Here is an 11,920-nt window from a genome sequence, read left to right as displayed (position 1 = left end):
GTAACTGTGTATATAATAGTATAAAGATTGTTTAATATGTTTATGAAAAGCGTATTAATTTTACGGAATTATTAAGGATTACCAACACTTAGGGGGAATGGAAAGATGAAGAAAAGACTTTTGTTACTAGCAAGCTTGATAACTATCTTATTCATAGCAGCTTGTTCTTCGGGAGATTCGGATGAGGCAAATGGCACCTCAAATGGAAATGAAGCAGATGGAATCACAGTTTGGGCTTGGGATCCTAAATTTAACATTAAAGCATTGGAGATAGCTGAAGAAGCCTATAAAGCGGAAAACCCTGATTTCCAACTAAATGTAATTGAGAATGCGCAAGATGATATCGTTCAAAAACTGAATACTAGTTTAAGCTCAGGTACTACAAAGGGATTGCCAAACATCGTACTGATAGAAGACTATAGAGTGAAAAGTTTTCTTGAGGCATATCCAGATTCATTTCACGAGATAACAGGTTCAATTGAAGTAAGTGATTTTACACCATATAAAATCGCTGCTACTAGTATCGATGATAAGAATTATGGTGTACCTTTTGATACAGGTGCAACAGGATTATATGTGAGAACGGATTATTTAGAAGAGGCAGGATACACGACAGAGGACTTACAGGATATTGATTGGAATGAATATATTGAAATTGGTAAAAAGGTTAAAGAAGTAACAGGTAAGAAATTGCTAACAAATGACCATAATGATTTTGGGATAATTCGAGTATTAATTCAATCTGGTGGATCATGGTATACAGAGGAAGATGGAGTGACTATAAATATTACAGATAATGAGCCTTTAAAGGCAGCGTTTAAAGTATACAAGGAGTTAGTAGATGCAGATTTAATGGCAGTACATTCTGATTGGAACCAATTATTGGAAGCGATTAATAGTGGAAGTGTAGCCTCAATACCAACAGGAAACTGGTTTACACCGTCTATTAAAGCGGAAGAATCACAATCGGGTAATTGGGCAGTGGTTCCTATCCCTAGTCTGCCAGAAGTAGAAGGGGCGACACATGCATCAAACTTGGGTGGATCTTCTTGGTATGTACTAAACATCGATGGAAAAGAAGAAGCAGTTGATTTCCTCACAAGTACATTTGGTTCAAATGCAGCATTTTATCAAGATCTTGTTACGGAAATGGGTGCAGTAGGTACTTATATCCCTGCTATGGAAGAGGGAGCATATGAAATTAGTGATGACTATTTTGGTGGTCAGGAAATCTATAACGACTTTACAAAATGGTCAGAAGAAATTCCAGAAGTAAATTATGGTCTTCACACATATGCAATTGATGACATATTAATTGTAGCAATGCAGGATTATTTAAATGGTGGAGATTTAGATAAAGTATTAGAAAGTGCACAAAAACAGGCTGAAACACAAATTAAATAACCTTACTATTGCTAGCTTATAATTGAAAGTAGGGGCTCTGAAAACCTTATTATTATCATTTAATAGTTTGCAAGCTGGATTTTCAGAGTTTCTTTATTTGCAGATAAGTGCAAATAAAGTCGTTAACTAAAAGCTTGGCTAGACCATAGTTTTTTCTAAAAAGTAAGGAGAGAGCTTTGTGGAAACTACTAATCTAAATAAAAGCATAAAATCAAAAAATGAAAAATATAAATTTAGACCGAAAAAGGGCTTAATTGGTTGGGTATTTGTATTATTATCTGTGATTTTGATTTGTTTATTTTACTTTTATCCAATGCTTCAAGCTTTATTATTATCTTTTCAGTCAGGCGCAGGAGTGAATCTGGAATTTGTAGGAATTGAGAATTATACTCGATTATTTTCAGATCCTACGTTTCTAGCAGCTTTATTTAACACAGTCATTTATTTCCTGATACAGGTACCAGTGATGATTATAATAGCTTTAATGTTTTCGGTAATGTTAAATAATAAAAAGTTGAAGTTTAGAGGATTATTCAGAACTGCAATCTTTCTGCCAGCTGTAACATCACTTGTTGCATACTCCGTTATCTTTAAATACTTATTCAGTAATAACGGTATTATTAACACCATTTTAACGAACCTTTCACTTATATCAGAACCAATCTTATGGATGTCAGATCCGTTTTGGGCAAAAATCGTTATTATTCTAGCTATAACCTGGCGCTGGGTAGGCTACAATATGATTTTCTACCTTTCAGCACTTCAAAATGTGGATGAGTCTATTTATGAAGCGGCTAGGATGGATGGTGCATCTGCTTTTCAACAGTTTTTCAAAATTACAATTCCAATGCTTAAGCCAATAATTTTATTTACTTCCATCACATCTACAATCGGTACCCTTCAATTATTTGATGAGCCGATGAATATTACTGGCGGTGGACCAGGAAATGCAACGTTAACTATTTCTCAGTATATTTATAATCTATCATTTGAATATACACCAGATTTTGGATATGCTTCAGCAGTTTCGTTCGCAATTGTTGTAATGATAGTTTTCTTCTCAATCATCCAGTTTAAGTTAGCAGGTGATAAAAAATGAATAATTTCAAGCAGATTTCCATATATATCATTTTAATCGGTGCATCAATTATATCTGTTTTTCCATTTTTCTTTATGATTGTGAGTTCTACGAATAAATCAGTGGATGTTAGTGGCGGGAAACTAATCCCAGGAACAAATCTTTTAACTAATATTCAAAATCTCTTGTCAACTGTTGACATCGGTCAAGCACTATTGAATTCTGCAATCATCGCGATAACGACTACCGTTCTTGCGCTATTAGTTGCCTCCTTAGCTGGATATGGATTTGAGATATATCGAAGCAGAGCAAAAGACATCGTATTTAATATATTGCTTCTTTCGATGATGATTCCTTTTGCTGCTCTAATGGTTCCTTTATTTCGAATGTTTGGGACTATTTCCGAAATAGCTCCTATCATAGGAATTGATACGTTAGCTTCTGTGGTTATACCAACCATCACAACTGCCTTCCTAATTTTCTTTTTTAGGCAAAACACTAAAATGTTTCCAAAAGAATTATTGGAGGCAGGGAGAATTGATGGTGTATCTGAACTGGGACTTTTCTTTCGCATTTACATCCCAACGATGAAGACAACCTATGCCGCAGCAGCAATCATAACCTTTATGAGCAGCTGGAATAACTATCTATGGCCACTAGTTGTTTTACAAACGCCTAAAAATCAAACGATTCCATTATTAATATCAAGCTTGGGATCAAGTTATTCACCAGACTATGGTGTGATTATGCTTGCAATAGTAATTGCTACATTGCCTACAGCATTAATCTTCTTCTTCTTACAAAAATATTTTGTTGCAGGTATGATGGGTTCTATTAAATAATAAATGGAGGTAAGAACATGACGAAAATTACATTCCTAGGTGCTGGCAGTACAGTTTTTGCTAAAAATGTTTTGGGAGACGCTATGACTGTACCAGCATTGCAAGATTTTGAATTTGCTTTATTTGATATCGACCACGAGAGACTAAAAGAATCTGAGATTATGTTGAAAAACATCAAGAAGAATCTTGGTTCTTCTGTGAATATTGTCTCGTATACTGATCGTAAAGAGTCTCTAAGGAATGCAAAATATGTTATTAATGCTATTCAGGTTGGCGGTTATGATCCAAGTACGATTATTGATTTCGAAGTACCGAAAAAGTATGGTCTCCGTCAAACGATTGCGGATACGGTTGGTATAGGAGGGATATTTAGAAGCTTACGAACAATCCCTGTTATGATGGACTTTGCAAACGACATGCAAGAAGTTTGTCCAGATGCATGGTTTCTAAACTATACAAATCCGATGGCTACTTTATCCGGAGCAATGCAAAGATATGGTGGAATTAAGACAGTTGGTTTATGTCATAGTGTACAGGTTTGTGCAGATCAGCTATTAACGAACCTGGATATGCCAACTGATAATCTACAGTGGAAAATTGCTGGAATAAATCATATGGCATGGTTATTAGAAATTACTCAAAATGGAGAAGATCTATATCCAGAAATTAAAAGAAGAGCAATAGAAAAACAGAAAAGTACACATAATGATATGATTCGTTATGAGCTCATGCATCGATTTGGTTATTATGTTACAGAGTCATCTGAACATAATGCGGAATACCATCCATATTTCATAAAAGGCAGGTATCCAGAATTAATAGATAGATTCAATATTCCTCTTGATGAATATCCGCGTCGGTGTATTTATCAAATTGAGGAATGGAAAAAGATGCGCGATGATCTATTAAATGATCAGAATTTAACTCATAAAAGGACACATGAGTATGGATCCTATATCATGGAAGCAATGGAGACAAACATTCCATTCAAAATCGGTGGGAATGTATTAAATACAGGCGGGTTAATTAGTAATCTGCCAGAAAAGGCAGTTGTAGAGGTTCCATGTTTAGTTGATGCCAGTGGTGTAACACCAACATATGTAGGGGAGCTTCCTGAACAATTAGCAGCATTAAACCGTACAAATATTAACACGCAACTGCTTACGATTGAGGCAGCGGTGACTAAGAAGAAAGAGCATATCTACCATGCAGCAATGTTAGATCCACATACATCAGCAGAACTATCGATAGATGATATTGTCGCATTATGTGATGATTTAATCGAGGCGCATGGAGATTGGCTGCCTGAATATAAGTAATAGATAGGAGATTGACTAAATGCACCTAGCGCAACTCTAAATTCTAGAATAAGTCCTCTGAGACGTGTTATATATCCCAGAGGACTACTTTACTTTTGGCAAATATTATTGAAAACAAAATCGCAAATAAACCCTATCGTCAAAGGAAATATTACCTTTTTTTAATCCTTTTGTACATTTATATTGGCGAAAACATAAGGGGTCGTTTTCCAATAATTCTTTTAACAATACCTCGGATTCTTCAAGTGATGGTTTAAGGTATGGATACCCGTCTGATGCTAATACAATTTCTTTGGCATTACTAGGTACTTTCACTCGTTTTACTTTCGATAGCGCAATATCAAACCCATCGACTACTTCAAAACCATATTGGCTTTCATTATCATTTTGCAGATAATACTGCTGCTGAATTAATGGTTTGATATAATCCCATCCACTGTCCTCTACCAGTAATTCATCTATTGTTTTTCCTTTTTTCAGTTCAGCTTCTAAGTAAAGCGATCTCGCATTTGCAGTTATGCTATCCAGTTCTTTCTCATGTTTATGTAATTTGCCGTCAATCATTGCCTGGCAATCACCAATTTGCCAGATTTCCTGATGGTATTGGCTATAAACAACTAAGCTAGCGGTTGGAGCAAGGATTCTATTTTCTTGTATTTCATCTAGAATACCAGTTTCGCGGTATACCCTTTGTAAGTTTCCGTTGATATATTCTATTAATTCCTCAAGTGTGCACTTCTCATTGGGAACTTGTTCGATAGAATCCTTAATAACTTCCGCAGCCAATCGCCCTGGTGATTTATTCCCAATGGACCTGCCCCAAACATTTGTAGCTCCATCAATCACAGCAGCAAAATGCTTATTGAAAACATACATATCCTCGCATACTTCCTCTTTTTCCATTTTTCCTTTTTGAAATAACTCGATAACACGTAAACCCAAATCGAACACCTCTGTCTTTAAAGTTTTGTATTTCTAGAGAATACCCCACTCATAGAAATGCATGGAAAATACAGCTTTATGGTTCCACACCTTTTAGATAATATAATGATTTATCAGAATCACTAATTAACTAACTTTATCATTTATTATCAGTATAAGAGTCAACTATTAACTAAGTTTTAATTTTGTGTAAACTTATGTAAAGTTTAATAGATTGAAAAAGTCAGTATAGGTCGTTATTTAATAGAAGAATGTTCTCTTAACATCCCATTGTAATAGAGATTAAAACTCAGTATTAATTGAATCTTTTCCTGATGTTTTTTTGGCATATTGAGAATATTTACATTTAATTTACATATTCTACAAATTATTTTAATAGAAGGAGTATATACTGAAGTTGTTGATAATAAATGATATTCAATGGAAATATATGAAAAATCATTTGGCTTCATCAAAAAATACATTTTGGAAGGAATGGGTTCTTAATGATGGGAAAAGGTATGAAATACGCAATTTTATTAACAGGACTATTCGTTGTACTTGTACTTGCAGCTTGCAGTAACGGATCTTCAGCAAATACGGATGGGACAGAGACTGCGAATGCGGATTCGAAAAGTACAGAAACAAAGAATACAGATTCAGAGACCGCCTCTGAAACTACTAATTCAGAAGAAAAATTAATTGTTTATACAAACTCTAATGGTGATGGTCGTGGTGAATGGATTGTAGAGGAAGCAAAAAATGCAGGATTTAATATCGAAATTGTCGGAGCCGGTGGTGGCGATGCTACAAATCGCTTAATATCTGAAAAGGCCAATCCTGTAGCAGATGTTGTTTTTGGTTTGAATCACATGTTTTTTGAACAATTACAAGCAGAAGAAGTTTTAACACCATACGAACCAGCTTGGGCTAGTGAAATCGAAGAAGGAATTAATGATCCTGAGAATTATTATCATGGATTGGTGAAGCAGGCATTAGTCCTATCTTATAACCCAGAATTTGTTAATGAAGCAGATGCACCAGAAAATTACCTGGATTTAGCGAATAATGAAGAATTTGCAGGAATTTATCAAGCGCGTGACGATTTAGGTTCTGCAACTGCAAAAGTAATTGTTGCAAGTATCCTAGCCCAATTCGAAGATACAAATGGTGAATTAGGTATTTCCGACGAAGGTTGGGAAACAATTGCTCGCTATTATGAAAATGGAGTTCAAATTCCTGAAGGAGAAGATTACTTCACGATATTTGCATCTGGTGACGCACCGATTGGGACAATGATCTCTGGAGAATTGGCTGCGAAACAAGAACAATATGGTACAGAACCAGCATTTCTTCATCCTGAGGTTGGAACACCACAAGTTGTGGAAAGTATTGCAATTGTAGATGGAACAGAACAACTAGAATTAGCACAGGAATTTGTTGATTGGTATGGTTCTGCAGAAGTACAAGGAGCTTTTGCTGCAGAATTTAATGCAATGCCTGCAAATCTTGAAGCACAAGACCAAGTGACAGATTTCCAAAAAGAAATCTTTGCTGATGTCAAAGCACAGGATATTGATTGGGCTTTTGTTACAGAAAATATAGATGCTTGGGTAGAAAAACTGGAACTAGAAATCTTTTAATCTAATAGTCAAAAGATATTAAGACTACAAATATGGGATTGAAATAAGAAGGTTATTTCAATCCCCTTTTCATTAAAAGGAGAGCATTATGATTACTTTTCAAGATGTGACAATCAAATATGATGATTTTACAGCAGTTAAGAATTTGAATTTTGAAGTGAAAGATGGGGAATTCTTCACGTTTTTAGGACCATCAGGTTGTGGGAAAACCACTACTTTACGTTCTTTAGTTGGTCTTATACAACCTACTTCAGGGGAAATTTATTTAGACGATAAGGATATTACCAATCTGCCAACGGAGAAACGGGATATCAAAATGGTATTTCAAAGCTATGCACTATTTCCAACGATGACGGTATATGAAAACATTGCATTTGGTTTAAAGGTAAAAAAAGTAGAAAAAGCGATGATTAAACAAAAGGTAGCCGATATTGCTAAAAAGGTAGATCTAGCGGCAGAACAATTGGCTAAAAAGGTATCTGAACTATCAGGAGGACAGCAACAGCGGGTTGCAATTGCTCGAGCACTAGTGAATCAGCCAAACATATTAGTATTAGACGAGCCATTGTCGAATTTAGATGCGAAATTGCGGGTGCAGCTGCGTAATGAGTTGAAAAGTTTGCAGAAAAACTTTGGCATTACGACAGTCTATGTTACGCACGATCAAGAAGAGGCCTTAACATTATCAGATAGAATTGCTGTATTTAATAAAGGAGAAATAGAACAAATAGGAACACCTGAGGAGATTTACGAACAATCTAACTCGGAGTTTGTATGTAATTTTATTGGAGAAAACAATAATATTACGAAATTAGTTACCAACCATCCGGAACGCTTCGACCGATTAAATCTGGAAGAAAATAACGCGTTTTATTCCCGAATCGAAAAACTAAAAATCTCTCTATTTGGACAGACCTATCCGCTTGTAGAAGATGAGTTATCGTTTACGGGAAAAATTATCGACTCAGAGTACTATGGGATTTACACGAAGTATTCAATTAAAGTTGAAGATACGGTCGTTCGTGCTGTATTAAAGGAAAAACTATCCTTAGGTACGGATCAAAACGAGAAGGTACAAGTCATCTTGAGTCAGCAGCATATATTGCAGTATAAATAGGAAAGGATGCTAGAAATGGATACATTAAAAAACAGATGGAACAAATGGAACCCAGTCACCATTCTTTTGTCCTTTTTTATCATATGGTTTGTTTTCGCCTTCTTAGTTTTCCCTAATGTGAATACGATTTATGAGACCTTTTTTGGTACCGGCACATTTTCGCTCGAGCCGGTTGAAAAACTATTGCGATCCGATCGTGCAGTGCAAAGTGTATTAAATAGTATTCTATTGGCTATTATTTTAGTTTTTACTGTTAATATTGTCGGGATATCTCTTGTGCTATTTACAAATTACTTTGATATTAAAGGAGCAAGTATCCTTAAGTTAAGCTATTTTTCAACGCTTGTTTATGGTGGAGTTGCGCTTAATTTAGGATATAAACTAGTATATGGAAAAAATAGTCCATTGACTGACTTTCTAACTCAAATCAATCCAAATTGGGATGGTAACTGGTTTAGTGGTTTATTTGCTGTTGGTTTTGTAATGACGTTTGCTTGTACTTCAAATCATATGTTGTTTCTTTCCAGTGCATTACGAAATGTAGACTATCAAACGATTGAAGCTGCAAAAAATCTAGGTGCATCCCAGATAACAATCTTAAAAAATGTCGTACTTCCCACGTTAAAGCCAACTTTATTTGCATTAACGATCATTACTTTTCTAACTGGATTAAGTGCTACTTCAGCACCGTTAGTGTTTGGTGGGAAAGAGTTTGAAACCATTACTCCTATGATCCTAACCTTTGCCAATAGCTCCAGTTCGAAAGACTTAGCGACCGTGCTAGCGTTAGTGTTAGGAATCGTCACCATAATTGTTCTAACATTCATGCTGCGTTCTGAGCAAAAGGGAAATTACATTTCTATTTCTAAAACAAAAACAACGTTAGTAAAGCAAAAGATTAATAATAAAACCGTAAATATACTTGTACACATTATTGCGTACATATTGTTTATTATTTACACCATGCCAGTACTGGCAATCATTATTTATTCCTTTACCGATGCAATGGCTATTTCATCTGGCTTTATTACCTGGGATAGTTTTACCATTGATAATTATCTGTTAACCTTTTCAAGCTTAGAAGCGGTACGTCCATATCTAATTTCTCTTGGCTATGGTTTTGCAGGTTCCTTCTTAGTTGTTGCTTTTTGCTTACTATGTGCTTACCTAATGAAAAAGTATAACAATCGATTAACTAGAACACTTGATTTCATGTTAATGATTCCCTGGTTTCTACCATCCACATTAATCGCAGTGGGACTAACGGTAACATTCAATACAAACCAATGGGTCGTGTTAAATCAAGTCTTTACAGGAACACTCTGGTTATTATTAATTGGCTACATTATTGTCAATATCCCTTTTACATTACGGATAACGAAATCGACATTCTTTGGTATTAATCAAGAAATAGAAGATGCAGCAAAAAATCTAGGCGCAAATGCCTTCTATACGTTTATCAAGGTGCTTTTGCCAATCATTTTACCATCTATAATGGGCATTTATTCGCTAAACTTTATTGGTATATTGCCAGATTATGATTTGACTGTATTCCTATACCATCCGTTATATGAACCATTAGGTATTACCATTATGAATGCTACTGGTAATTCTGCTTCTGCAGACACGAAGGCATTGAATCTAGTATATACGGTTATTTTGGTGATTCTTAATACGATGATTTTAACAGCTGTATACGGGAACCTGCGATTTAGAAAAAGAAAGAAGGTTTGACATGGAACAATTAAAGTTAGCTACATATAACATCCGGATGGATACGCCGGATGTTAAAGAAGATCGTTGGGAAAATAGAAAAGAGCCTATCTTTAACATCATTCAAACCTACGACTTTGATATCATTGGGTTACAAGAAGTGAAGGAGAGTCAGTTAAAGGATATACAAACATTAACCGAATATACTTGTTTTGGACGCGGAAGATCTAACGATGACAGCAATGAATACAATCCGATTTTCTATAAGAAGGAAAAATTTGATGTACAGGAATCAGGTACATTTTGGTTGTCTGAGACACTAAAGCATGAAGAAAGAGATAAAAGATGGGATGCAGACTGTCCGAGAATTTGTACGTGGGGACGATTTCGGATCAAATTGACAGGAAAAGAATTCTTTGTTTTTAATACGCATTTTGACCATAAAAGTGAAAATGCCCGTTATCATTCCGCACAGATTCTAATGAATCGCATGTCAATCATTGACCTTGAAATCCCGATTTTCCTTACTGGTGACTTTAACGGAGATTTGAGTGAGCGGTATTATCAAGTACTGAATTCGGAGTTACGAAATGTCGTTCAAGAATCTCCACGACATATCGGACCAATCGGAACTTGTACAGGGGTTGGGTTTAATCATCAACTAAATATCGAACAGTATCAATGTATTGACTATATTTTTGCAAACAAAAATGCGACAATCAATAACACAACTGTCATTACAGAAAAATTTAATGGGCGTTATCCTTCTGATCATTTTCCTGTTTACTTGGATACTACAATACGATAAGTAGGTGATACGAATGATTCCTTTTAAAAGACATGAATACATTTTAGAGAAATTGAATAGAGAGTCTTCTTATATTTCGGACCTTGCGAAAGAGATGAATGTATCGGAAATAACTGTCCGGCGTGATTTGAAACAACTGGAGGATAGTGGATACATTGAACTCAAATATGGTGGTCTTGCTACAATTATTGATACTACAAAGGAAACATCGATGAATAATCGGAATATCTTATTTGTGGACCAAAAGAAGCAAATTGCAAGTACAGCTGTTAGTTTAATAGAAGAAGGAGATATCATCTTCATCGACTCTGGATCGACGACACAATTGATATTTGAACAGTATCCGAATATCGAGTCCACTATCTTTACAAATGGGATTTCAAATATCAATATTGCAATCGAGCGAAAAATGAATGTCACTGTTATCGGTGGTGATTTAAAACATGAAACAATGGCCATGGTTGGACCACTTGCGATTGAAGCGCTATCTAAGATATATTTTGATAAAGTATTTCTCGGTACCAATGCAATTGATCCAGAGTATGGAATTACGAATGCTGACAAAAACGAATCTTTATTAAAACGATTAAGTATAAAGAATTCCCGAAAAGCATTTGTATTAGCCAATTCTTCTAAATTCGATAAAGTATCTCCATTCAAATTTGCTGAAATTGATGACGTGACAATTATTACAGATCGGATTCCGGAAAGCTATGAGAAGTATGGGAATATAGTTAAGGTACAAGGAACTTAAAGAAATGAAATGGGTGGACCTAGTAAATAAGAAAACTATGAAGCCAGAGTTAGTTTGTTATATTTTCCTTACCGTTGCGGTTTGAGAGATTAGGGGATAGGTGATTGAGTATAAGGCAGAATTATTTTGCTTCGGTTTCTAATAGCTCGAACAGTGCCAAGGAGCGCTTAAGAAAATGAAAATGCGCTCCTGAACTGTTCAAAATGTCCCACTCATTTTGTTCGACAAACTTCGGGGAGTGACAGTGCTTAACCCCCTTATAATGGACAATAGGATATAATAAAAATACGTCATATCAGACATTATAGGGGGAATATGGGA

At 35.3% G+C, this 11,920-nt stretch carries 10 protein-coding genes; 9 read left to right on the top strand and 1 reads right to left on the bottom strand.

Annotated features, from left to right (window positions below):
• Positions 1–105 precede the first annotated feature (105 nt).
• The 4 genes from CWR48_RS00050 to melA all read left to right on the top strand — a co-directional run bounded on the left by CWR48_RS00050 (position 106) and on the right by melA (position 4,643).
• Positions 106–1,404: an ABC transporter substrate-binding protein gene (locus CWR48_RS00050; protein WP_115771001.1), complete on the top strand. Its 1,299-nt coding sequence runs from the start codon at positions 106–108 to the stop codon at positions 1,402–1,404.
• Between the two features lie 178 nt (positions 1,405–1,582).
• Positions 1,583–2,503: a carbohydrate ABC transporter permease gene (locus tag CWR48_RS00045; RefSeq protein WP_115771000.1), complete on the top strand. Its 921-nt coding sequence runs from the start codon at positions 1,583–1,585 to the stop codon at positions 2,501–2,503.
• A complete protein-coding gene (locus CWR48_RS00040) occupies positions 2,500–3,324 on the top strand; it encodes a carbohydrate ABC transporter permease (RefSeq protein WP_115770999.1) in 825 nt (274 codons plus the stop codon). Before CWR48_RS00045 ends, CWR48_RS00040 begins: the two co-directional genes overlap by 4 nt.
• Before the next feature lie 17 nt (positions 3,325–3,341).
• The gene (gene melA, locus CWR48_RS00035; RefSeq protein WP_115770998.1) at positions 3,342–4,643 is read left to right on the top strand and encodes an alpha-glucosidase/alpha-galactosidase; all 1,302 of its coding nucleotides are present in this window, start codon (positions 3,342–3,344) and stop codon (positions 4,641–4,643) included.
• 105 nt (positions 4,644–4,748) lie between these two features.
• Here the strand turns inward: melA and CWR48_RS00030 are convergent, their stop codons facing one another.
• Positions 4,749–5,585 carry a hypothetical protein gene (locus CWR48_RS00030; protein WP_115770997.1) on the bottom strand — a complete coding sequence of 279 codons (837 nt, stop codon included), beginning with the start codon at positions 5,583–5,585 and terminating at the stop codon, positions 4,749–4,751.
• Between the two features lie 485 nt (positions 5,586–6,070).
• Here CWR48_RS00030 and CWR48_RS00025 point away from each other — a divergent pair, with 485 nt between their 5' ends.
• The 5 genes from CWR48_RS00025 (at position 6,071) to CWR48_RS00005 (ending at position 11,599) form a co-directional block, all read left to right on the top strand.
• Positions 6,071–7,207 (top strand): extracellular solute-binding protein, encoded by a 1,137-nt coding sequence (locus CWR48_RS00025; RefSeq protein ID WP_245976663.1) that lies wholly within the window; start codon positions 6,071–6,073, stop codon positions 7,205–7,207.
• An 88-nt stretch (positions 7,208–7,295) separates the two neighbouring features.
• Entirely contained in the window at positions 7,296–8,324 is a 1,029-nt protein-coding gene (locus CWR48_RS00020) for an ABC transporter ATP-binding protein (RefSeq protein ID WP_115770996.1), read from the top strand.
• Positions 8,325–8,330: 6 nt separating this feature from the next.
• Positions 8,331–10,058: an ABC transporter permease gene (locus CWR48_RS00015; protein ID WP_425453837.1), complete on the top strand. Its 1,728-nt coding sequence runs from the start codon at positions 8,331–8,333 to the stop codon at positions 10,056–10,058.
• A gap of 1 nt (position 10,059) precedes the next feature.
• Positions 10,060–10,845, top strand: coding sequence for an endonuclease/exonuclease/phosphatase family protein (locus CWR48_RS00010; protein ID WP_115770994.1), 786 nt, complete (start codon positions 10,060–10,062; stop codon positions 10,843–10,845).
• Positions 10,846–10,858: 13 nt separating this feature from the next.
• Positions 10,859–11,599, top strand: a complete 741-nt coding sequence (locus CWR48_RS00005) for a DeoR/GlpR family DNA-binding transcription regulator (RefSeq protein WP_115770993.1) — start codon at positions 10,859–10,861, stop codon at positions 11,597–11,599.
• Positions 11,600–11,920 lie beyond the last annotated feature (321 nt).

The sequence above is a fragment of the Oceanobacillus arenosus genome, assembly GCF_003369575.1.
Classification (GTDB): Bacteria; Bacillota; Bacilli; order Bacillales; family Amphibacillaceae; genus Oceanobacillus; species Oceanobacillus arenosus.
This window is presented reverse-complemented; position numbering and strand designations above follow the sequence as displayed.

Coding starts and splice junctions, on each gene's coding strand:
- CWR48_RS00015 (WP_425453837.1), top strand. CDS start 8,331: ATGCTAGAAATGGATACATTAAAAAACAGATGGAACAAATGGAACCCA.
- melA (WP_115770998.1), top strand. CDS start 3,342: ATGACGAAAATTACATTCCTAGGTGCTGGCAGTACAGTTTTTGCTAAA.
- CWR48_RS00010 (WP_115770994.1), top strand. CDS start 10,060: ATGGAACAATTAAAGTTAGCTACATATAACATCCGGATGGATACGCCG.
- CWR48_RS00005 (WP_115770993.1), top strand. CDS start 10,859: ATGATTCCTTTTAAAAGACATGAATACATTTTAGAGAAATTGAATAGA.
- CWR48_RS00050 (WP_115771001.1), top strand. CDS start 106: ATGAAGAAAAGACTTTTGTTACTAGCAAGCTTGATAACTATCTTATTC.
- CWR48_RS00025 (WP_245976663.1), top strand. CDS start 6,071: ATGATGGGAAAAGGTATGAAATACGCAATTTTATTAACAGGACTATTC.
- CWR48_RS00040 (WP_115770999.1), top strand. CDS start 2,500: ATGAATAATTTCAAGCAGATTTCCATATATATCATTTTAATCGGTGCA.
- CWR48_RS00020 (WP_115770996.1), top strand. CDS start 7,296: ATGATTACTTTTCAAGATGTGACAATCAAATATGATGATTTTACAGCA.